The organism is Roseibium aggregatum, from assembly GCF_017309185.1.
Classification (GTDB): Bacteria; Pseudomonadota; Alphaproteobacteria; order Rhizobiales; family Stappiaceae; genus Roseibium; species Roseibium aggregatum_B.
Map to the genome: position 1 here is coordinate 307,373 of NZ_JAEKJZ010000001.1, position 21,299 is coordinate 328,671.

The following is a 21,299-nucleotide window of genomic DNA, read 5'->3' on the forward strand; positions in this document are numbered from 1 at the left end:
AATTACCTGTCAAGGCGTCGCGGTTCGGGCCGCGGTCTCCCGGTGCCGGTGGGAAAGGCGGGTGCGGAAGGACGATGCGCTCGAGCGGGCCAGAAATATCACTGGGATCAGGCCGACCAGAACGATCGCCAGCGACGGCAGAGCGGCGTCCTCGAAAGCCTCGCGCGACGCGGCCTCGAACACCGTCGTCGCCAGCGTTTCGAAATTGAATGGCCGAAGGAGAATGGTCGCCGGAAGTTCTTTCATGCAGTCAACGAAACTGAGAAGCGCCGCGGAAAGCAGAACAGGCTTGAGGATCGGCAGATGGACCTGCGAAAGCGTCTGGCCCGCGTTGCGTCCGAGCGTGCGGGCGGCCATGTCCAGATGTGGTGATATCCGGCCGAAACCGCCTTCGACCTGACCGTAAGAGACGGCGAGAAAGCGGACAACATAGGCGTAAACAAGACCCGTCCCGCTGCCTAGCAGCAACAGGCCCGTGTCGATCCCGAACCAGTTCTCCATTCGGGCGTCGATGAAATTGTCGAAACTGGCAAGGGGGATCAGGATGCCGATGGCCAGTACCGTTCCCGGAATGGCATAGCCGATCGAAGCGAGGCGGACCGCGACCCTCAGTGGACCCTTGCCGTTCAGGCGCAGGGCGTAGGCAAGCGATACCGAAATCGCCACGGTCAGGAGTGCTGCGATGGCGGCGAGGCTGAAACTGTTCCAGACCATGCCCCAGAAACCGTCCGACAGCAGTTCCTCGAGCCGGCGGCTCGCCCGGTCGGCGAGCAGGAGGCCGGGGACCACGAAACCGAGCACGATCGGCAGGATGCAAGCCGCGAGCGCCAGCCCGGATTTCCATCCCGCAAGATCGAAGCGGGTCGGCGGCCGGTGTTTGGCTCCGCCGCCGCTGTCATACCGCTGTTTGCGGCGTCCGAACCGTTCCAGCCAGAGCAGCAGAAAGACCATGAGCAACATGGCAAGGGCCAGCTGCGCCGCACCGCCCAGGCTGGAGCGGTTGAGCCAGGTGTCGTAGACGGAGAAGGTGAGGGTCTTGACGCCGAAAAAGGTGACGGCGCCGATATCGTTCAGGCACTCCATCAGTGCGAGCGAGACGCCGATGGCGATGGCCGGCCGGGCAAGCGGAAGGGCAATGCGGAAGAACAGGCCGTAGGGTGATGCGCCAAGCGTACGGGAAACATCCAGGGTCGAAGCCGACTGGATCAGGAAGCTCGCTCTTGTTGTGAGATAGACGTAAGGGTAGAGCACCGCGCCCATGACGAAAACGGCCCCGCCGAGCGATCGGATTTCCGGGAACCAGTAGTCCCGCGACGTCTTGAAACCGAAAGCGTCCCGAATGAGGCTTTGAACCGGGCCGGTGTAATCGAGCACTTCCACATAGGCGAAGGCGACGATGTAGGTGGGCACCGCGAGAGGTACCAGAAGTGCCCAGTCCATGATCCCGCGGCCCGGAAAGTTGCACATGGTCACCAGCCATGCGGTTCCGATCCCTGTAATCCCGGTGATCAGGCCGACCCCGAGCATCAGGAGGAGAGTGGTCCTGAAGGCCCCGGGAAGCACGGTCTGGAGCAGATGGCTCCAGACATCCGCGGACGGAGTGAGTGAAATCCAGACAATCGCGCAGACCGGCAACAGCACCATCGCGGCAATGAGGAGCGCGGCGAAGTGCCAGAAACGGTCCGCAGGTGTCGTGGAAGGGGTGCGCAGCAAGGAAGAGGCTCTGATCAGGATTATCTGCGACAAGCTCTAAGGGCTAATCGTTGAGAAAGCAAAAAGCGCCGTTCCAGCCGGCGCTTCTCCAGGGGTTGGGAACGTGCGGCGCATTCAGGAGGAGGGGCCGTCGTCGAAGCCGACCTTGTCGACGATCTCGCTGGCGGCCTTGCGGTATTTGGCGATTTCCGTGAGCGGCAGGTCGTCCGGTTTCAATTCTCCCCAGCTCTTCACCCGCTCGGAAACGTCGACGCCCGGAGTTACCGGGTATTCGTAATTGGTTTCCGCGTAGACTTTCTGAGCCTCTTTGGTGGTGAGAAACTCGATCAGCGTAAGCGCGTTTTCGGGATGCGGGGCATGTTTCGCCAAAACGACACCGGACAGGTTCACATGGCTGCCGCGGCCTTCCGAGTTCGGGAAAAGAATGCGCACGCTTTCGGCCCAGTCCTTTTGCTCCGGATCTTTGTCGTTTGTCTGCATCTGGCCCATGTAATAGGTGTTACCGAGCGCGATGTCGCATTCGCCTGCGTAAATGGCCTTGACCTGGGCCCGGTCGTTGCCGGCCGGCTTGCGGGCAAGGTTCTCCCGGACCTTGGCGAGCCATTCTTCCGTTTTCTCTTCTCCATGATGCGCGATCATCGAGGCGACCAGGCCGATGGTATAGGCATGCTGGCCGGAGCGGGTGCAGATCCGGCCTTTCCATTTCGGATCGGCGAGTTCCTCGTAGGTGATGCTGTCCTGATCGACCCGGTCCTTGGAGGCATAGATGACCCGGGCGCGACCGGTCAGCCCGATCCAGTTGTTGTCCGGATCCCGGAACTGGGGCGGAATGTTCTCGTTGACCACATCCGATGCGACCGGTTGCGCGATGCCGAGTTCCCTGGCACCGTCGAGACGGCCGATATCGACGGTCATCAGCACGTCCGCCGGCGAGTTTCGGCCTTCGGCGGCAATCCGTTCACCGAGACCCTTGGACGCGAAAACGACATTTGTCTTGATGCCGGTCTTGGCGGTGAACGCCTCGAGCAGGGGCTGTATCAGGTAGGGCTGACGATAGGTGTAGATATTCACCTCACCGTCCGCGACCGCCGGGGCTGCGGCGAACAACGGCAGGGCTACCGCTAAGGCACCGAAAATGAGACGGCGTGTGGAGGTCATGGAGTTCTCCAGGGGACTGGTATTTATCTGTTGCGCTTTGCGCGAAATATGTCGTCAGGACATCGTTAAGTCAATAAATTCAAAGAAATCAATACTTTAGAAATATTCAAAACTAACATGGAAGCATATCCGCGAAACTTCTGAAAAGCAGAGGAAAAACAGGAGTTTGTCCCTCTACTTTCGCCTTGCCGCAAACCGTTACAACGGCCAGAGCAATCGGCGTTTGCGAAGGCTTCCGCATTGCGGACAAACCATCGGCAAGCAAAAGGCGCCGCTTGGGCGGCGCCTTCCGTGTCGGTATTCTCGGTCAGGAGGCGGGACCGTCGTCGAACCCAACCTTGTCGACGATGGTGCTCGCAGCCTTCCTGTGCCTGGCGATATCCGCGAGCGGCAGCGGATCCTTTTTGATCTCGCCCCAGCTCTGGACGCGTTCGGAAACTTCGACACCCGGCTTGACCGGATACTCGTGGTTGGTTTCCGCATAGATCTTCTGAGCACCGTCGGAAGACAGGAATTCGATCAGCTTCAGCGCGTTGTCAGGATTCGGCGCCCCCTTGATCATGACGATACCGGCCAGATTGACGTGACTGCCGCGGCCCTCGGAGTTCGGGAACAGGATGCGCACGCTTTCGGCCCATTCCTTCTGAGCCGGCTCTTTCTCGTTGGTCTGCATCAGGCCCATGTAATAGGTGTTGCCCAGCGCAATATCGCACTCCCCGGCGAAAATGGCCTGGACCTGCGCCCGGTCGTTGCCGGCAGGTTTGCGGGCCAGGTTGTTGCGGACGGCGGAGAGCCATTCCTCGGTCTTTTCCTCACCGTGATGGGCGACCATGGAAGCGATCAGCCCGATCGTATAGACGTGCTGGCCTGAGCGGGTACAGATCCGGCCCTTCCATTTCGGATCGGCGAGTTCCTCGTAGGTGATGCTGTCCTGATCGACGCGATCCCGCGAGGCATAGACGATCCGGGCTCTGTTCGTCAGTCCGATCCAGTGGCCTTCCGGATCGCGGAACTCTGCAGGTACGTTTGACTCAACGACATCGGAAACGACCGGCTGTGTGATTCCAAGCTGCTTTGCACCGTCAAGGCGTCCGATGTCCACTGTCAGGAGGACGTCGGCAGGGGAGCTCTCGCCTTCGGTGGCGATGCGCTCGCCAAGGCCTTTCGACGCAAAGATCACATTAGTCTTGACGCCGGTTTCCGAGGTGAACGCTTCGAGCAGCGGTTTGATGAGGTCGGGCTGGCGGTAGGAATAGATGTTGACTTCGCCCTCTGCGAACGCCGGTGCGGATGCAAAGGCGGTGCCGCCGATCGCAAGGGCCCCGGCCAGGGTTCGAAAGTTGAAGCGCATATTGATCTCCCAATTTGTTTTCATGCCCATGGCGCAAGGCCACGATGGGGAGGCATATATGTCGAATTGCCGCTGGGGCAAGATGGAAAAATCAACAATATCAATAGGTTAGAATAGTTATAATGTATCGAAACACGTATATTTTCGCACGTTCCGAAAACCGCTGAAAAAACAGGAGTTTAAACCTCAACTTTGCGAATCTGCGGCCACATCGGTACGGCCCACGCCGGAATTTGAACCGGCTGGCAGCGCCGGCGATGGTCTCTTACCGGCCAGCCGGCCGGATGAGACTCAGTCAAGGCCGCTTGCTGTTACTCCGACAGGACGCGCTGGGTCGGAAAGACGATTTCCACTAGGGTTCCCTGATCGGGTGTTGAATCGATGTGGAAGCTTGCCCGGTTGGCTTCGACCAGCGCCTTGGTCAGAGGCAAACCGAGACCGGTTCCGCCACCCCTGCTGGAGGTGTGCACCTGACGGAAGGGTTCCAGCGCGGCCGCCAGTTGCTTGGGTGTCATGCCGGTGCCGGTATCGCGGACCCTAAGGGCGACCTCGCCGTTGCTTTCAAGCGCGGTCGACAGGATCACCTGGCCGCCGGACTTGTTGTATTTGATGGCATTGGAAAGCAGGTTGAGCACGATCTGGCGCAAAGAGCGCGGATCGGCGACGACATCGGGAACGGATTCCGGCAGGCTGGCGCGGATGATCACCCGCTCCCGGTTGGCCTGCGGCTGCATCAGCGCGACGCATTCGTTGATCACGTCGTTGGTGGACACCGCCGAGAAGTTCAGGTCCAGTTTGCCGGCCTCGATCTTGGAAAGGTCCAGAAGGTCGTTGATCAGGCTCATGATATGCGAGCCGGACGTGCGGATGTCTTTCAGGTAATCCTTGTAGCGGTCGTTGCCGATGGGCCCGAAGCGCTCCTCCATCATGACTTCGGAAAATCCGATGATGGCGTTCAGCGGCGTTCTGATCTCGTGGCTGATCTTGGCCAGAAAATCTGATTTCTGAGAACTGGCGTTCTCCGCGTGGCGTTTGGCCTGGGTCAGTTCCTCTTCGGCCGTTTTCCATTGGGTGATATCGCGCAGGACGGCACAGTACTTGGCGTCGTTCTCGCTGCTGGCGACCCGGCCGATGGTCATGAACAGGGGAATGAGCCCGCCGGACGGTACTTTGCCCAAGACTTCGCGCCCGTCATTGAGGATGCTGGCAACCCCGTTCCTCGAAAGCCCGTCGAGATAGTCGGTCGCGGCGCGCTGGCTTTCCGGGGCGAGATAGTCCGTAAAGGGCGCCCCGATCATGTCTGCCCGGTTCGCGCTGAAAAGAGCTTCGGCCGAACCGTTCACCTTCAGGATCGTGCCATGCACGTCCAGAACCAGCACACCGTCGGTCGCCGTCTCCAGAATCGTGTCCATCTCGGCGATCTGATTGCGGGCGGCGTCGAGCTCCGCGCGCACTTCCGCGAAAAAGTTGGGTGCGGCTGATGCCGCCGCTTCGTCCTGTGCCGGTTTGGCCGGGCGTTCGGTGACGGAGATCATCAGACCCCGGCTGCCGTTCCAGGGAACCGAGTGCATGTGGGCGTCGACGCAGATCACGCCGCCACCAGCCTTGCGCATTTTCATGGTCTCGTCGACTTCGCCGTCCATGCCGGCTGCGTCGGGCAGGTCTTCGGTGTCGTCAATGAACAGGGCTTCGAGACCGCCGGCTTCCGAGAGGGCCGTGATCGTCATGTAGCCGAGCATGCGCAACAGCGCCTTGTTGGCGTAAAGCACTTCCCGGTCATGCACGACGGCGATCCCGATCGGCAGCCGGTCGAGCAGGCTCGGATCGATCGGGCCGGTTTCAGGCACCTCCGGCGGCAACTCGCCTGCGCTCTCCTCAGTGCTCTCGGCCTCCTCGAAATCGTCCAGATCTCCTTCCAGCCGTGCGCCGAGGGCTTCCGCGATTTTGCGGAAGGCTTCCCGCTCCGGACGGGACAGACCGGATGTGTCGACGGGAACGACACGCGGCCGGGCCGTGGCCAGGGGAATGACTTCGCCGGTTTTTTCAACACGGGGAGGCGGTGCGCCGGCAGAGTCCGTTTCGTCGGCTTCGGCTTCGGCTTCGGCTTCCGATGCCCGGTCCTGCCTGTGGTAGGCCGCCGTTTCCTCAAAGAATTCCCGCTCGTCCAGATCGGCGTCTTCTTCCCGGGCGCCGGCATCCTCCGTCACGCCGTCAGGAGTTTCCTGCTCATCCCGTTCATCGGCCGGGGAAACGTCCTCTTCATGCGGCAGCAGGTCATCATTGGCGGGCGGCTCGTCTTCGAACAGATCCGGCGTCGCTTTTTCGGCGGACTTGTAGCTTTTTGCCAGGGATTTCACCGCGCTTTCGATCTCGGACGGCCGCAACGGCGCCGGACCGGCAATGCCGGACTGCGCCGTTTCCTCTTGCGGTGCCTTTTCGGACTTCAGTGTTTCGCCGGAGGGCGTGTCCCCGGCCTGGTCGTCCTCCAGGGCATCATCCGTCAAGCTGTCTGATGTCTCCGCGGCAAAACCGTCTTCCTCGGTTGGGGCCTCGTCTTCCGGCGCGGTCTCTTCCGCCGGCTGACCGTCCGTACCGTCTTCCTGCATTTGCCCGGCTGTCTCTTCGATGCCTTCTTCTGTCGCCTCGTCGGAGGCCGCCGTCTCGTCCGGCTCCTCGTCGAGGGCTGCTGCCGCTGCTCGCAGGTCCGCCGTCAGATCTTCCCCGGGTGAAACGGTCTCGGTCGCCTCGGCGATTTCCGGTGTTTCCTCAGGCGCTTCCGGCGCAGCCGGAGCCGATTTTCCAGTTATCTTTGCCAGAGAACCGACAAGCGCCGCCGCGCTCGCGCCGAGAAAAGTTTTGCCGGCAAAAGTATCAGGCTGCGCAGGCTTGAGGTCTTCGAGCCGCTGCTGCGGCAAGGCCTCTTCCGGAGCCGTTGCCGCTTCATCCAAGAGGTCCTCCTCCGGCGCCTCTATGGCGTGCGTTTCGAAGTCGGCCTCTTCGCTTGTATCGGTGTGATCGTCCGTCAAGATTTCATCCGGCGAGGAGAGGGAACGGTCCGGATCCGTTGCCGTGTCCTGCACGGCCGGTTCAGTATCCGGTTCTTCCCGCAAGGTTTCGTTTGGCGGTTCGGCGTCCGTGCCGTTTCCGGTGTCGTCGTCGAGCGGAGCCGCCGGTCCGGCAACATATCCGTTGGGGTCCCGGAACGCATCGGCGGTGCGGCAAACGCCGAACCCGCGATATCCCTCAAAGACCCGGTTCCGGTCGAAAGCCGGCAGGGCGGCCATATCCACCGGAACCCTCAATGCAGCGCCACTGACGGGCCAGTCGACGGTTTTTCCGCTCCAGGTGTCCCGGCGGTCGAGCGCGCGGGCGATGTGCCCGCGCGGGTCGAGACCGAACCGACCGCAGACCTCTTCCCACGTCAGCCCGGCGACATTTGCCGCGTCAGGGCCAAGCACGTCTGCAAATTCGTCGGACAGAAAAGTGAAGCGCTGATCGATATCCATCTTCCAGGCGAACCGTACCGGCCGCCGCCGAGGATGGAAGACGAAGCTTTCCTCCGCGTCCAGGGGAGGGGAGGTTTCTTCTTCGACGGGGTCGGTCTCTTCTTCGTTCCGCTCGAACTCGGTTGGCGCCTCGGGCGCGACGTCAACAGGCGCTTGCGCGGCGTGGGGGGAGAAGGCTTCAATCTCTCCGGGAGCTTCCTCCGCTTTCGTCTCGTCCGGCAAGGCGTCTTCAGCCTTTTCCTGAGCCGGAGTTTCGGCGTCGGCGGCCTTCGGAGAACTCGGGACGGAGACGGTTTCGTCGTGAAGTTCGTCCGGTTCGAAGTAGAGTTCGTCGGCCCGGACCCACTCGGATACGCCCTCAGGTCCGTTCTCTGCGTTGTCCGGCCCGGAAGTTTCGCGGGAGGCGTCGTCGACCGGCTGTGGCGTTTCGTCCTGAAGCCGGTCGGCTTCATCCGCTGCCCTTGAAACGGAAGCCGGCGGACTTGCGATCAACTCCTCAAGGGCAGGCGCGTTTTCGGCTTTGCCATCGTCATTTGATGCGTTGTCGGCGGGCAGGGGCGTGTTGTTGAGAACGACCAGCTTCGGACCGGCGGGTACTTTCAGCAGGATGCCGTCGTGGTAGGCGCCCTTGAGATCGAGCGGGCCGGACAGCACCCTTTGGTCCTGCGGCAGGTCCAGATCTTCCGGGGCGCCTTCGAGGGTGCCCGATCGGTCTTCGACAACACCGTTGGAAAGAACAAAGACGGTCGTGCCTTCCGACTTGAGCAGATGCGCAAAGGCGGCAACCGGGTCCTTCTTTGTGGCCAGGCCCTTGTCGGTGCAGATGATCAACGCGGCGCTGCCGCCGTCTTCCAGATCGACCTTTTTGCACTGGCAGGTCAAAAGCATGACCCTCAGGCCGCGATAAAACCGGAGACGGTCGATGCTGAACCTGTCCGTCAACCCGGACTCCGCGATACGGGCGATATGCGGACGGGCGGGTGAGCGCTCCAGAGCGGACAGACCGGTGAGTTCGGCAACGGTGCCGGCGGAAAAAAACGCGGCTCCGGCGGCATTGGACCACAGAATACGCGCACCGTCGGCCGACCAGAGCCAGGCGGCTCTTTTGTCTGCAACAAGCTGAACCAGATCATTCGAGGCCGTCAGTTCCAGGAATGATTGGATGCGTTGGTCCATGGTCTGCTCCAAGATCTGCGGGACCGGTTGACGCGAGGTGTCTACGCGGGCTTCTCCTGCAGTGGTAAACACTCTGTTAATACAAGCTAAAGCCTGTTTCGTCCATGTAAAGCAAAGCTGCTAAAGAGGTTACATGAAGGCGTGGTTAACTCCCCCGCGCCGGTTGCCTGTAACGTCAAAAATACTGAGCTTGCGTTAACTGATCTTGAAGAGGACGGATCGGGAAGAGCTTTTCGCGCGTTCAGCGGCTCGAGAGCGCCGTAGTTCCGAAGCGCCAAGACGCCGGACGGGTAATATTATGATTTCATGACGCTGTTTACCGAATTGCCATCTGCGTGTTACGAATTTTTGGCAAGGAGATCTTTGAAGATCCCTCCAGCAACTTTCCGCCACCTGAGGAGCGCTGACATGAGCATGGACAAGACCGGATACGAAATCCCGGAACAGATGCGAGATTTCGCTGAAAAGAGCGTTGACCAGGCCCGCAAGGCCTTTGACGATTTCATGGGGGCTACCCATAAAGCCGTGTCCAATGTGGAAGACAGCGCCAGCGCGGTGCAGGCCGGTGCCGCCGATGTCAACAAGAAGGCCCTGACCTACGCGGAAGAGCATGTCAACGCCGCGTTCAAGTTTGCTCAGGATCTCGTCAAGGCCGGCAGCGTTGAAGACATGATGAAGCTGCAGCAGGACTATCTGCGCGGTCAGATGGAAGCCATCGGCGAACAGGCGCGGGAATTTTCCAACTCGGCGACCAAGGCTGTCCAGGACGCGGCCAAGGCGGCTCAGAAGAAGTGAGTCGAGCCCGTAAAAATAGATACTAAGATCTATTCTGTCCGCATATCGAGATTGCGCGCGAGGGGTGGGGCGCCTCGCGCGATACTGCGAACGGATGACTTGCCAAAATTATCCATGGTTGTATTTTGTTGACTGCGCACCTCTTGTCCGGCTTCGGTTGCGCGCCGCGCGAAAAGAATTGCACAACCCGCAGTGTCCGGCGATCTGCCGGCGCATAAAATGCAAGCCCGCCCCTACGGAAAAATTTATTGTGCACTGCAAAAAATGTTGCAATGCAGCATCGGGTGCATTATAACTCTGGTTGCGGATGACGACAGGGTCCGCCGGCCAGAGATCCGGCGGTAAAAAATTTCACCAATGATCGCATCCGGGCTCAAGGAGATGAGATCATGACTGCCACCACCACTGCGGAAAAACCGGCTCCGAAAACCCGTGCCACGAAAGCGAAAGCCGCGCCGGCCGCCGGCGTTGCGTTCCCGGACTTCGAGGCCTTCCAGCTTCCGAAAATGGAGATCCCTTCAATGTTCCGTGAAGCGACCGAAAAAAGCATCGAAAGCGCGCGCGAAGCTTATGCAAAGGTCAAGACCGCTGCTGAAGACGCGACCGACCTGATGGAAGACACTTTCGAAACCTCCCGTCAGGGCGTTGTCGAATTCAACCACAAAGCAGTTGATGCAGCGAAAGAAAATGCTGACGCCGCTTTCACCTTCATCAAGGACATCATGTCCGCGAAGACGCTTGCCGAGGCAATCGAGCTGCAGTCCACCTTCGCACGCAAGCAGTTCGACACGCTGAGCGCCCAGACCAAGGAAATGCAGGAGCTGGCAACCAAGCTCGGTACGGATGTTTCCTCTCCGGTCAAGGAAGCCATGGAAAAATCCTTCAAGGATCTGAAAACCAAGTAAGCCGGTTGGACGGCGCGCTTCGCGCCGCACCTCAACTTTCGATGCCCGGAGAGAACTGAGTTTTCTCCGGGCATTTGCTTTTCAACAGGCCGGAAATTTACAAAATTCCCGCTTGCCGGTTGGAAAAAACGAGGTTAGAAGACGTCGTTGCTATCGGCGGCCGGAACATTCGAGGTCCGCGCCCCTGAAAAGCCCTATGCAGACGTAGCTCAGTTGGTTAGAGCGTCGGATTGTGGCTCCGAAGGTCGGTGGTTCGAATCCACTCGTCTGTACCACTTCTCCTCAAGAAATATCCTGCAAAGCGCCGGCAAGTTCCGCTGGAATGTTGTGCCACCTTGCGGACTCAGGCTGAATGCCGTCGATGTCGTGCCGCTTCCCGTCGATGAAACGCACGGCAATGACCCGTGCACAGGGAGGACCGCGCAATGGCCTATGAAAGACCTGGACTTGCCTATCGCTTGCTGCGCCTGCCGGGCCAGCTTCTGCTTGCCCTGATCAACGCGACGGCCTTGCTGGTCATCGCTGCCTGTGTTCTTGCGCTTGTGGTCCTCAACCGGGTCGACACGGCGGGTGAACGGATTGCAGGGGAGGTCACGCAGGCAGCTCTTTCGCGTCTCAAGGTGACACCGGACGAATTCAGGTCCAGGCTCTCTGCTCTCGACGAAAGGCTTGAGACGCTGTCCGGCCAGTTGAAGAACCCGGAGCTTCAGGATCACTGGCAGGTAACGGAGCAGATCAGGGAGCTGAACCGGAACATCGCGGAGCTCAAGGTGGCCGCCAGGGGGATCGCCGCGGCCGGCCCGAAGGTCACGGCGACCGCTTTCGAACAGGCGGGCGATCTCCTCACCAAAACGCTCTTTGCCCTGCGTGGCTGCGAGGCAGGAAATGCGAGGCCGGAGCGGCCACAGGAACCGGCCAGTCCGTCGTCCTGACCGGGAAGGACGCCCGCTCTGCAACAGATCGGCCGTCCGCAGTTCGCGCGCCGGAATGTCCCCCGTGGGCCTTCCCGGGCAAACGCGATACCCCCGGAGGGGGCGTCATCAACTCCGGCGGATTTCAGTCACGAAGCCGCTTACCTCGCCCTGAAGCTTTTGAATTCTTTCGGCGAATTCGCACGCTGTCTGAAAGACCTCCGAGGCGTTGTCGTTGATCTCGGCAAGTTGGCGAACCACATCCTTTACGGTGCTGCTTGCCTGCTGCGACTGTTCGTCCGCGGCATTGGCGTTTTCGGAGATTGTCTGGCCGCGCTGCTGCTGCGCGTCCATGGACGAGGAGATCGTCGTCGTCAGGTCGCTGATGCGGGAAATCGTTCCTGAAATCGCCTCGAACTCCTGGAGTGCCTCCGTGGCGAAGGCCTGGATTTCGTGGACCCTCTGGGCAATATCGTTCGTCGACTGTTCGGTCTGCGCGGCGAGTTCCTTCACTTCGGAGGCAACGACGGCAAACCCGGCTCCCATCTCGCCCGCCCGGCTGGCTTCGATGGTTGCGTTGAGCGACAAAAGCTTGGTTTTCTCGGCAATCTTGTTGATGATCTCGACGATGCCTTCGATCTCCTGCGCGCCGGCCTTGAGGCTTTCGAATGTGCCCTTTGCCGCCACGATGCGATCCGTCGCCGTGGAAACCGTGGACCGTGTCCCGGCAAGTTCGCCCTGGATCTCATCGATCGTGGTCAGGAACTCTCCCGTGGCGTCCGACACGTCCCTGACCTGATGGGAGGATTGGGCCGATGCCTCGGAGCTGGAGCGGGAATTGGTCCGGGCATCGTCGGAGAGTTTGCTGACGGTTTCGGCGATCTGCCGAACCCTTTGCGCGGCGTCGGAGATGTCTTCCACGCACCGGGAGAACATTGTCTCCAGATCTTGCGCCAGCTCGCTCCGGCGCTGCGCAGCCCGGGAACGCTCGAGAACCGGCGCCACTTGCGTGCCCAGGTATTCCAGCAGACGTATCAGCAGCGGATCCGGATCCGCGGGCCGGTCGTCATAGAACTCGATGACCGCGGCAACCTCTCCCATCAGGAAAACGGGGCAACCGTAGCCCCCTTTCAAACCGCCTTCCTTGGCAAAGGGCTTTCGGGGGTAATTGTCGTCCTCGATGACGTCGAAAATCCAGTCGCACTTCTTCTTTTCATGAACCCTGCCGGGAAGTCCGATCCCCGATTTGAAACGCAGCGTCTCCGTCTTCGCCTTGAAGCTCTCGACGTGAACACCTTGCTGGATGTACCAGATCTTGATGGAAGACAGTTCTTCGGGGTTATCGGCGCAAGGTGCCCAGGCATGCCCCAGTTTCCAGCCCGTGAAATCGCAGACGACCTTCATGAAGTGCCTGAGCCAGTCGTGAAAACCACTCGCCTGATGGCCGATGCGTTCAACCCGTTCGAGCAGATCGAACAGCGTGTCGAAACCAATGGCGGTCGCAGGCTGTGATGAGTCTGATTTGCGCTGAAGCATTCGTTCTGCATCCATCTGAGTTTCGTGTCGCCGCAAACCCCTGTTGCGCACCCGGATACAAGCGGTCAGTCAAAACGCGTCGTCACAAATATCCGTTGCCGAAGGGGACAAAGGCTTCGCTGCGAGACTTGGACGGATTTTCGCAATCAAGGGTCGATCTTCTGAAATAAAATATTAGTATTCGAAAGGATTGTCAGTTCGAAATTCAAGTTACAAGGCAAATCCAATACCAAAGTATGTAGTATTTTGTATTGCAAAAAATATACTGCAACGCACCAACTTCATGTAATTGAAAATAACGGACTTGAAGTATGTCCCTGGAGGACCCGTCGATGCGTCGCGGGGCGTGGGCGATGCCGCTTCGTTTTGACAACTCCCTCCGCCGCAGGTTCTTACTGTACGGCCCTGGGAGCATTCGCCCGAAGCCGATTGCGCTCCGCGATGGCTCTGGTTTTCTTTCCATCCACACTGACCGTGTGGCCGCTGGGGTCGAATGCCGCCTTGAAAGTGAAGGCATCGGGCGAAGGGCCATTGTCGCCAAGGTGCTCCAGGCGTTCGACGGCTTCGTCCCAGTCCGGTTGCCGGTCGCGCGGCACCCACCACAAGACATAGGGCGGATAGTCGTCCGCGGTCATGAAAAGAGGACCGAGGCGCAGGATTTCTCCATGCAGTCCGCGGTAAACGGCGGCAAGCGCGGTTTCCAGATCCTCCCACAGCGAGATGGTGGAGGGCGCCCAGCCGTCTCCGTTGTCGACCCAGTATTTCGGGAAAACCTGCTCGCCCCAGCTCTCGGGTCCGGGATCGTCCTCATATCCGGAGCGCGCGACATACCCTTCCGCGCGTTCCATCGCCGCCAGGACGGACGGTTCGTTGTTGAAGAACTCGTCGTTGACGGGATCGTCCGCCCGGGTCTTGAATTGAGCGAATGTGTAAACCGCAAGCCAGTGACCGGACATCTCTCCTCCATTGCCGGGCATGTGTCGCAGGCACACTGGTCACATTCCGTAACAACTTCAAGACTTGGTCACCGGAGGGAAGACAGTTTCTTCAGCTTTGCGGCTGGAAATAATGCTGTGACTGGTCTAATCGCGGAAAGGCGCACTGAAACGCCCGCCGCTTTACCGGAAGCGGAAGCCAAAAAAGGAAGTCGACGTGGAAGATCTCAGCCTCATGTCCCTCGGGCTCCTGGCCCTCGCCCTTCTGGCCACTGGTGTTGTGGCGGGGATCATCGCGGGTCTTCTCGGCGTCGGCGGCGGGATCGTTATCGTGCCGGTCCTCTATTACATGTTCACCGCGTTGAAAATCGACCCGTCGGTTCTCATGCATGTGGCGGTCGGCACCTCTTTGGCCACCATCCTGGCCACCGGCACATCGTCGGCCCGGGCCCACTACAAGCGCGGCAGCGTCGACATGGAACTCCTGAAACGCTGGTGGTGGGCGATCGCTATCGGTGTGGTTGCCGGCGCGACGCTGGCCGGCAATATTTCCGGCGGCGCGCTGACCCTGGTGTTCGGCTTTGTGGCGCTCGCCGTCTCCGCCAACATGATGTTCCGCAAGGACGGTGCCCATCTCGCCGACAAGCTGCCGGGCACGCCGGTCAAAGAATTGCTCGGCTTTCTGATCGGCGGCATCTCCGTCATGATGGGGATCGGCGGCGGCACACTGGGTGTGCCGACCCTGACGCTGTTCAATTATCCGATCCGCAAGGCGGTCGGGACGGCGGCGGCCATTGGTCTGATCATCGCCGTTCCCGGAACGCTGATGTCCATCTATTTCGGCCTGGACGTCGAGGGCCGTCCGCCGTTCTCCCTCGGTTACGTCAATCTGATCGGCTTTCTGCTCATCATCCCGGCCTCGACCCTGGCGGCGCCCTTCGGAGCCAAAATCGCACACACGATCGATCCGTCGAAACTCAAGCTGGTCTTCGCGCTGTTTCTGGGCTTTACGGGGCTTCGGATGATCTACGGCGTCCTGTTTTGACCGTCCGGTGACCGCGGACGAAGAAACTGTGATGAGTGGATCAAAAGGTTTCATTGGAAACCTGATGCGGGATTTGGGATAATACGCGTTCTTCCCGCGTCAGATTTCGCGTTTCCAGACCCCTTGGACAGACATGCTTGAGAAAAACGTCACCCTCAGCCTGAAAGGCTGTTCACAGGGCGCCTGGATGTGCCTGCCGGTTTTCCCGGGCATCATTGCGCTTGGGGCGGTTTTCGGTACGGTTGCCGCGCAGAAGGGCCTGACCTTTCTGGAAGCCCTGATGATCAACTCGCTGGTTTTCGCCGGCGCCAGCCAGTTTGTCGCCATGGAGGTCTATGGCGATCCGCTTGCGTGGGGGACGCTGATCGCCATGGTTGGCGTCACGGGCGCGGTCAATATGCGTATGCTTCTGATCGGGGCGAGCCTGCGGCCCTGGCTGGGACAGGTTCCCGCCTACCAGACCTATCCGTCCCTGTTTCTTTTGACCGACCTCAACTGGCTGCTCGCCCTGTCGGAATACAACAAGGGCACCCGCGACTGGGGCATCTATCTCGGCAGTGGGCTGGTCGTCTGGTGCGTCTGGTCGCTTGCCGTCATTCCGGGCTACTTCGCTGGCAGCCTGATTTCCGACCCCAAGGCCTTCGGTCTCGATGTTGTTCTGCCGGCCTTTTTCGCCGCACTGCTCGTTCCGTTGTGGAAGGGAAAGCGGCAGACGGTCAGCTGGCTGGTCACCGGGGCTGTCGCCACACTGACCTGGGCGCTGGTCGGCGGCTACTGGAGCATTTTCACCGGCGCCATCGCCGGCGCGGCTGCCGGGGCCTATCTCGATGACTGACCCGGCCTTCTCCGCGGATGGCATGTTCATGCTGGCCGTGCTCGGCATGGCGTCCGTCACCTATGCCTTGAGAGCGGGAGGCTATTGGCTGATGGGCCGCCTGCCGATCACGCCGCGCGTCCGCCGCGGCCTGGAAGCCTTGCCCGGCGCGATCATCGTTTCGACCATTCTGCCTATCGTCCTGAAGGGTGGCATCGCCGTCGGTCTGTGCCTTGTGGTCGCCGCCGCGGCCCAGGTCGGACTTAAAAAGGAATATGTTGCCGTCTTCTGCGCCGCCGCCGTGGCGGCCGGACTTCGGTATGCCGGCCTGTAATCCTCAAAGTATGGAACGGAACACGGCGGCAACCTGATCCGTCGTCGGCTTCGGGCCCTGTCCTGTGGCATACATCAGCGAAATGCCGTCAATCAGTCCCGCGCAGGTTTCGATCGGAACGTCGGCCCCTCCGCCGGCAATCAGTTTCAGAAAGAAAGCGATAGGTCTTCGGGCCGCCGCCGTGAGCCTTTCGCCGGCGCCGGAAAGGTCTTCGCGGCGGGAAGCCGCCAGGGTCAGTTCCATCCGTGCCAGGAAAAGGTGGCGGGAACTTTCCGTGTAAGTGACCAGTTCGTCCGCGACATAGGCGACGGCGGCATCCATGCCTTCCCTGGCGGCCTTTTCCGCAAACCCGACTTGCAGGTCCTCGCAGTCTTTTTCCAGGAGAGCGGCCAGGTGTTCGCACGCCGCGCTCAGCAGCTCCGCTTTCTTCGAAAAATAGTAGGAGGTCGATCCTTGCGGCAGCCCTGCGATCTCGTCTGTGGCTCGGTGGGTGACACCTTCGAGACCACGTTGGGCCAGCAGGTCGATAACTCCGTCCAGAATGGCTTCCCGGCGCTCGGCTTTCTTCGTTGACATTTAATCTCTACATATGTAGTGAAGTTTATGTTGACTGTATTTTTTCTCAATACAGAGGTCACGTTCTTATGGCACAGACAATCACCCGGATGAACCCGTCGTCCTTGTTCGATGCCGGTGAAAGCGGATATTCCCAGATTTCCGTCGTTGAGGCAGGGCGCACGGCTTACGTGTCCGGTCAGGTAGCCTGGCGTCCGGGAGGCGAGCCGGTTCCGGACGACCTCACGGAGCAGGCTGAAATCGTCATGGTGAACGCGAAGGCGGCGCTTGCGGCGCTTGGCGCGACGCCGGAAGACATCGCGATTGCGCGTTGCTACATGACGGATCTGACCCCGGAGCGTCTCGAAAAGGTGTTTCCGCCGCTTCTTGAGTTCTTCGGCGGGGCGCAGCCCTCGGTGACCGGCGTCGGAGTTGCCGCTCTTGCCGGGCCGAATTTGCAGATCGAGCTGGAATTAACCGTTCGGCTGCCGGATTGACGGAGCCGGGGACAGCTCCCCGCGCGCGTTTTCGAGGGTTGTTTTTCTGTCGCCGCCTGCTTCGACAATCGGCCAGGACATCTGTCCCAGATCGTAGCCGAGCTGTTTTTCGACCACATCGATTGTCGCGTCGGAGGCATCCCCGCGTCTGGCGGCGACACGGTCCTTGAGAACCCTCTCGGGCGCCGACAGCCAGAGCCCGGTGAAGTCGGCTTCGACCCGGGCAGCGACGCTGCCGATTTGCTGTCTTTCGCTTTCGCGGGCGAAGACCGCGTCGAACACGGCGCTATGTCCCGCCGCGAGCACCCATTGAATCGTCTCGTCCAGTTTATCGTATACCTTGTCCGACGCCTCTGGCGTATAGGCCTCAGGCGGGGCGCTCTGCGTCTCCGGAATGTTCAGCAGTCGCTTGCGCATGACGTCCGTGCGCAGCACTCTTGCCCCGGGCGCGCGGCCGATCTCCGGCGCCAGCGCATAGGCGAGCGTCGTCTTTCCGGTCCCTGAAAGACCGCCGATCGCGACAAGCTGTGGCCGAGAGGGCTCCAGAAAGGTCAAGGCATGCCGGAAATAGGCTTTCGCCTGATCTTCCTGCGTTTTTTTCTGCGCCGGATCGGATTGGTTAAGTGCGGCGCTCGCCGCGATTTTCGACCGGATCGCTGCGCGCATGGACAGATAGAAGGGCAGGGCGGCGAGCCCTTCCGGGTGCGTGTCGAGGGAGGTCTTGTCCAGGTACCGGTTAAACACCCGGTTCGCCGCGCTTGGCTGCCCCCGTTCCCAGAGATCCATCAGCAGGAAGGCCAGATCGTAGAGCACGTCGCCGGTCGCGATCGCGTCGGAAAACTCGACGGCGTCGAAGAGGACAGGCTTGCCGTCGATCAGGACGATGTTGCGCAGATGCGCGTCACCGTGGCATCGGCGCACGAGACCCTGCTCGCCCCGTTTCAGGATCAGTTCGTGAAGCGAGGACAGGACGGAACGCGAGGTGTCGCTCAGGTGCCGAACCTCCTCGGCGGGGAAAAGCTCCGGATACTCGTGGAACGCGGCTTCGTTCTGCTCCACGTAGGAGGCAAGCTCGTCGAAGAAACCCTGCCCCCCCCGGAGCGGCGCCAGGTCGTGGGCCGCAACCATCATCGCCGCGAGCTCTTCGGACAGGTCATCCGGAAGGAGCGCCCGGGCCGCATAGACATCGAGTTCGTTTTCCCGGTCGAACCGGTTCATTTCGACAGCCCATTCGACAGGCTCCCCGGAACCGGCCAGTGCCAGCCCTCCATCCGTTTCCCGTGTGATGGGCAGGGCCCGCACGTAAATCTGCGGGGCGTTCGCCCTGTTGAAAGCAATCTCCGCCTTGCAGGCCTCCTCGCGCAGCGCAAGGGTGGAATAGTCGAGAAAGGGAAACTTGACCGTCCGCTTGATCTTGTAGGCTTTGCTGCCGGTCAGAAAAACGGTATTGGCGTGCGTGTCGATCCGTTCGGTTCCGGGGCTGCGCGGATCGTCGGAAGGTAAACCTTGCAGGAACTCAAGGACATCATCGTGATTTCCGTCCTGATTCATATGAGGTCCTTCTGCGTGTGCCGGGCGGTGAAACGATCCGACCCGAGAACGGGCCACCCGATTTGATCCTACTCAATGTATGCTGATATCGATTTGGCACATATCAATGACAAAGTCAGCAAAGGAGGAAACCATGAGCGACTATCCGGCCTTGAAAAAGATCAGGCTGAACCTGGCAAGGACGAAGGAGTATCCGCAAGGTTCCGCGCGTCACGGTTACGAATTTACGGCTCCTTTGGACGAAACCGGCCATATCGACGCGGGGCTCTGGAAAAAGGAGCGCGATCATTGCCGCGTGCGCCGGTTCTGGGGCGACGAGGAAGAGGAAGTCGGACACCTGATCCATCGCCCCGGCGGATCCTGGGCCTTCCACTACGATATCGATGGCGATGACGACGACGAGGCCGGCTACCGGTTTGGAGCGCATGCCTTCAATCCGGGCGAATACGTCTCCATCAAGGACGAGGACGGCGAGTTGCACACATTCCAGGTGGTTACGGTACTATCGGTTTGAGCCTTCGCCCCACCGCTGCATGATTGATGGGAAGCGCAAGGAATGAAGCAAACGCTTTCTCTGGGAAAACAAAAGGCGCCGGGAGACCGGTGCCTTTTTCTTTTCTGCCGCCAAATGTCAGGTTCTTCCATTTCGGAATGAACTCATTGCGAATTAATCTGGTTTCACGCTCTGACAGGCCGGTCTTTCATACGCTATAGAATGACCACAAGCTTCTTTAGTTCGGGAATCGTGACATGGACCAGAAAACCGGCGGTGAGTTGTTGGTGGAGGCGCTGGAGCGCCACGGCGCGGAGCGGGTCTTCTGCGTGCCGGGCGAAAGTTATCTGGCGGTCCTCGACGCGCTATACGATGCCTCGATTCCGGTCACCGTCTGCCGCCAGGAAGGCGGAGCGGCCATGATGGCCGATGCTCATGGCAAGCTGACCGGAAAACCGGGGATCTGCATGGTCACGCGCGGACCGGGGGCGACCAACGCCTCCGCCGGCGTTCACGTTGCCGCCCAGGACAGCACCCCGATGATCCTTTTCATCGGTCAGATCGAGCGCGGCATGCGCGAACGCGAAGCCTTCCAGGAAGTCGACTACCGGCAGATGTTCGGCGGCATCGCCAAATGGGTCGCCGAGATCGATCATGCCGAACGCGTGCCGGAATTCATCTCGCGGGCGTATCACGTGGCGACATCCGGCCGTCCTGGCCCGGTCGTGCTGGCGCTTCCCGAAGACATGCTGGTCGAAACGGCGGCCGTGGCGCAGCCGCCCGCGTGGCGGCAGGTGGAAACCCACCCCGGCCTGACGCAAATGGCCGACCTGCAGAAGCGCCTTTGGGCCGCTGAACGTCCGATCGCCATTCTGGGTGGCAGCAGGTGGTCCGAGGAGGCGGTTGCCGCCTTCACGCGGTTCGCCGAGCGCTTCGACCTGCCGGTTGCCTGCTCCTTCCGGCGCCAGATGCTGTTCGACAACCTTCACGGCAACTACGCCGGCGACGTCGGCATAGGCATCAACCCGAAACTGCTGCAACGGATCAAGGCGTCCGATCTCATTCTCCTGGTCGGAGGACGGATGTCGGAGATGCCGAGCCAGTCCTATACCCTGCTCGATATCCCGTCTCCGGCACAACAGTTCGTCCATATCCATCCGGACGCGGAGGAACTTGGCCGCGTCTACAGCCCGGCGCTTGCGATCCATGCGAGCCCGACTGCCTTCTGCAAGGCGGCCGAAGGGCTGCAGCCGCCCAACGAGATCAAGGGTGCGGGCGGGGCGGCCGATGCGCACCGGGACTATCTGGAGTGGTCCGGCGCGCGGCCTCAGGTCCCGGGCGACCTGCAGATGTCGGGCGTGATGGACTGGCTGGAAGACAATCTGGCTCCGGACGCGATCTGCACCAACGGTGCCGGAAACTACGCGACCTGGCTGCACCGTTTTCACCGGTTCCGGCGTTTCGGCACCCAGGCCGCGCCGACCTCGGGCTCCATGGGCTACGGCCTGCCGGGCGCGGTCGCCGCGAAACTTGCCTTCCCGGATCGTGAAGTGGTGTGTTTCGCCGGCGACGGCTGCCTGCAGATGACCATGCAGGAATTCGGCACGGCTTGCCAGGAGGGCGCCGACATCGTCGTGCTTGCCGTCGACAACGGCATGTATGGCACCATCCGCATGCACCAGGAACGCACTTACCCGGGGCGTCCGTCCGCGACCAGGCTGGTCAATCCGGATTTCGCGGCCCTTGCCAGAAGCTACGGTGCCTTCGGCGAGACGGTCGAAAAGACCGAAGACTTCGGCCCGGCGTTTGAGCGCGCCCGGGCGTCCGGAGCACCGGCCATCCTTCACCTGAAGCTCGATCCGGAAGCGATCACTCCGGCGGCGTCGCTCAGCCAGATCAGGGCGGCGGCCGAGGCGAAAAAGTAAGGAGCAGGAGACCCGAACGTTCTCTCCGGTCCCGGATCTCCGCTTGCGCTGCGTCCGGGATGACGCCGGCAGGTGGTTTACCGACTTGAATTTATCACA

Annotated in this window: 17 protein-coding genes and 1 tRNA gene; 10 read left to right on the forward strand and 8 right to left on the reverse strand. The window is 60.7% G+C overall.

Annotated elements, in window-relative coordinates:
• Window positions 1-9 precede the first annotated feature (9 nt).
• The 4 genes from JF539_RS01435 to JF539_RS27565 form a co-directional block, all read right to left on the reverse strand.
• Window positions 10-1,713 carry an ABC transporter permease gene (locus JF539_RS01435; protein WP_207138450.1) on the reverse strand — a complete coding sequence of 568 codons (1,704 nt, stop codon included), beginning with the start codon at window positions 1,711-1,713 and terminating at the stop codon, window positions 10-12.
• 114 nt (window positions 1,714-1,827) lie between these two features.
• On the reverse strand, window positions 1,828-2,871 hold the full coding sequence (locus JF539_RS01440; protein WP_207138452.1) for a Fe(3+) ABC transporter substrate-binding protein: 1,044 nt from the start codon (window positions 2,869-2,871) through the stop codon (window positions 1,828-1,830).
• 307 nt (window positions 2,872-3,178) lie between these two features.
• A complete protein-coding gene (locus JF539_RS01445; protein ID WP_207138454.1) occupies window positions 3,179-4,222 on the reverse strand; it encodes a Fe(3+) ABC transporter substrate-binding protein in 1,044 nt (347 codons plus the stop codon).
• Between the two features lie 311 nt (window positions 4,223-4,533).
• Window positions 4,534-8,904 carry an ATP-binding protein gene (locus JF539_RS27565; protein WP_207138456.1) on the reverse strand — a complete coding sequence of 1,457 codons (4,371 nt, stop codon included), beginning with the start codon at window positions 8,902-8,904 and terminating at the stop codon, window positions 4,534-4,536.
• A 408-nt stretch (window positions 8,905-9,312) separates the two neighbouring features.
• Here JF539_RS27565 and JF539_RS01455 point away from each other — a divergent pair, with 408 nt between their 5' ends.
• The 4 genes from JF539_RS01455 to JF539_RS01470 all read left to right on the forward strand — a co-directional run bounded on the left by JF539_RS01455 (window position 9,313) and on the right by JF539_RS01470 (window position 11,536).
• Window positions 9,313-9,699: a phasin gene (locus JF539_RS01455; RefSeq protein ID WP_207138458.1), complete on the forward strand. Its 387-nt coding sequence runs from the start codon at window positions 9,313-9,315 to the stop codon at window positions 9,697-9,699.
• 389 nt (window positions 9,700-10,088) lie between these two features.
• Window positions 10,089-10,604, forward strand: a complete 516-nt coding sequence (locus JF539_RS01460; RefSeq protein ID WP_207138460.1) for a phasin — start codon at window positions 10,089-10,091, stop codon at window positions 10,602-10,604.
• A gap of 198 nt (window positions 10,605-10,802) precedes the next feature.
• Window positions 10,803-10,879 (forward strand) — tRNA-His (locus JF539_RS01465).
• A gap of 150 nt (window positions 10,880-11,029) precedes the next feature.
• On the forward strand, window positions 11,030-11,536 hold the full coding sequence (locus JF539_RS01470; protein ID WP_207138462.1) for a hypothetical protein: 507 nt from the start codon (window positions 11,030-11,032) through the stop codon (window positions 11,534-11,536).
• 108 nt (window positions 11,537-11,644) lie between these two features.
• Here the strand turns inward: JF539_RS01470 and JF539_RS01475 are convergent, their stop codons facing one another.
• Together JF539_RS01475 and JF539_RS01480 are read right to left on the reverse strand one after the other, a co-directional pair.
• Window positions 11,645-13,066 (reverse strand): methyl-accepting chemotaxis protein, encoded by a 1,422-nt coding sequence (locus tag JF539_RS01475; RefSeq protein WP_207138464.1) that lies wholly within the window; start codon window positions 13,064-13,066, stop codon window positions 11,645-11,647.
• Window positions 13,067-13,443: 377 nt separating this feature from the next.
• Entirely contained in the window at window positions 13,444-14,007 is a 564-nt protein-coding gene (locus JF539_RS01480) for a DUF3291 domain-containing protein (protein WP_207138466.1), read from the reverse strand.
• Window positions 14,008-14,203: 196 nt separating this feature from the next.
• Here JF539_RS01480 and JF539_RS01485 point away from each other — a divergent pair, with 196 nt between their 5' ends.
• The 3 genes from JF539_RS01485 to JF539_RS01495 all read left to right on the forward strand — a co-directional run bounded on the left by JF539_RS01485 (window position 14,204) and on the right by JF539_RS01495 (window position 16,179).
• The gene (locus JF539_RS01485; protein ID WP_207138468.1) at window positions 14,204-15,031 is read left to right on the forward strand and encodes a sulfite exporter TauE/SafE family protein; all 828 of its coding nucleotides are present in this window, start codon (window positions 14,204-14,206) and stop codon (window positions 15,029-15,031) included.
• Window positions 15,032-15,164: 133 nt separating this feature from the next.
• Window positions 15,165-15,866: an AzlC family ABC transporter permease gene (locus JF539_RS01490; RefSeq protein WP_207138470.1), complete on the forward strand. Its 702-nt coding sequence runs from the start codon at window positions 15,165-15,167 to the stop codon at window positions 15,864-15,866.
• Entirely contained in the window at window positions 15,859-16,179 is a 321-nt protein-coding gene (locus tag JF539_RS01495; protein ID WP_207138472.1) for an AzlD family protein, read from the forward strand. Before JF539_RS01490 ends, JF539_RS01495 begins: the two co-directional genes overlap by 8 nt.
• 3 nt (window positions 16,180-16,182) lie before the next feature.
• Here JF539_RS01495 and JF539_RS01500 read toward each other — a convergent pair whose 3' ends face one another.
• On the reverse strand, window positions 16,183-16,755 hold the full coding sequence (locus tag JF539_RS01500) for a TetR/AcrR family transcriptional regulator (protein WP_207138474.1): 573 nt from the start codon (window positions 16,753-16,755) through the stop codon (window positions 16,183-16,185).
• Window positions 16,756-16,823: 68 nt separating this feature from the next.
• Between JF539_RS01500 and JF539_RS01505 the strand changes: the two genes are divergently transcribed.
• A complete protein-coding gene (locus JF539_RS01505) occupies window positions 16,824-17,231 on the forward strand; it encodes a RidA family protein (RefSeq protein ID WP_207138477.1) in 408 nt (135 codons plus the stop codon).
• On the opposite strand, the gene JF539_RS01510 is transcribed toward JF539_RS01505, so the two are convergent.
• Window positions 17,208-18,782 (reverse strand): AAA family ATPase, encoded by a 1,575-nt coding sequence (locus JF539_RS01510; protein WP_207138478.1) that lies wholly within the window; start codon window positions 18,780-18,782, stop codon window positions 17,208-17,210. The two genes, JF539_RS01505 and JF539_RS01510, sit on opposite strands and share 24 nt — an antisense overlap.
• Before the next feature lie 133 nt (window positions 18,783-18,915).
• On the opposite strand from JF539_RS01510, the gene JF539_RS01515 reads away from it, so the two are divergent.
• Together JF539_RS01515 and JF539_RS01520 are read left to right on the forward strand one after the other, a co-directional pair.
• The gene (locus JF539_RS01515; protein ID WP_207138480.1) at window positions 18,916-19,296 is read left to right on the forward strand and encodes a hypothetical protein; all 381 of its coding nucleotides are present in this window, start codon (window positions 18,916-18,918) and stop codon (window positions 19,294-19,296) included.
• Between the two features lie 236 nt (window positions 19,297-19,532).
• On the forward strand, window positions 19,533-21,200 hold the full coding sequence (locus JF539_RS01520) for a thiamine pyrophosphate-binding protein (protein ID WP_207138481.1): 1,668 nt from the start codon (window positions 19,533-19,535) through the stop codon (window positions 21,198-21,200).
• The last annotated feature ends 99 nt before the right edge of the window (window positions 21,201-21,299 follow it).

What these genes read in the sequence shown, in the direction of transcription:
- JF539_RS01440 (WP_207138452.1), bottom strand. Translation starts at nt 2,871, where the DNA reads ATGACCTCCACACGCCGTCTCATTTTCGGTGCCTTAGCGGTAGCCCTG.
- JF539_RS01445 (WP_207138454.1), bottom strand. Translation starts at nt 4,222, where the DNA reads ATGCGCTTCAACTTTCGAACCCTGGCCGGGGCCCTTGCGATCGGCGGC.
- JF539_RS27565 (WP_207138456.1), bottom strand. Translation starts at nt 8,904, where the DNA reads ATGGACCAACGCATCCAATCATTCCTGGAACTGACGGCCTCGAATGAT.
- JF539_RS01455 (WP_207138458.1), top strand. Translation starts at nt 9,313, where the DNA reads ATGAGCATGGACAAGACCGGATACGAAATCCCGGAACAGATGCGAGAT.
- JF539_RS01460 (WP_207138460.1), top strand. Translation starts at nt 10,089, where the DNA reads ATGACTGCCACCACCACTGCGGAAAAACCGGCTCCGAAAACCCGTGCC.
- JF539_RS01470 (WP_207138462.1), top strand. Translation starts at nt 11,030, where the DNA reads ATGGCCTATGAAAGACCTGGACTTGCCTATCGCTTGCTGCGCCTGCCG.
- JF539_RS01475 (WP_207138464.1), bottom strand. Translation starts at nt 13,066, where the DNA reads ATGGATGCAGAACGAATGCTTCAGCGCAAATCAGACTCATCACAGCCT.
- JF539_RS01480 (WP_207138466.1), bottom strand. Translation starts at nt 14,007, where the DNA reads ATGTCCGGTCACTGGCTTGCGGTTTACACATTCGCTCAATTCAAGACC.
- JF539_RS01490 (WP_207138470.1), top strand. Translation starts at nt 15,165, where the DNA reads ATGCTTGAGAAAAACGTCACCCTCAGCCTGAAAGGCTGTTCACAGGGC.
- JF539_RS01495 (WP_207138472.1), top strand. Translation starts at nt 15,859, where the DNA reads ATGACTGACCCGGCCTTCTCCGCGGATGGCATGTTCATGCTGGCCGTG.
- JF539_RS01500 (WP_207138474.1), bottom strand. Translation starts at nt 16,755, where the DNA reads ATGTCAACGAAGAAAGCCGAGCGCCGGGAAGCCATTCTGGACGGAGTT.
- JF539_RS01505 (WP_207138477.1), top strand. Translation starts at nt 16,824, where the DNA reads ATGGCACAGACAATCACCCGGATGAACCCGTCGTCCTTGTTCGATGCC.
- JF539_RS01510 (WP_207138478.1), bottom strand. Translation starts at nt 18,782, where the DNA reads ATGAATCAGGACGGAAATCACGATGATGTCCTTGAGTTCCTGCAAGGT.
- JF539_RS01515 (WP_207138480.1), top strand. Translation starts at nt 18,916, where the DNA reads ATGAGCGACTATCCGGCCTTGAAAAAGATCAGGCTGAACCTGGCAAGG.
- JF539_RS01520 (WP_207138481.1), top strand. Translation starts at nt 19,533, where the DNA reads ATGGACCAGAAAACCGGCGGTGAGTTGTTGGTGGAGGCGCTGGAGCGC.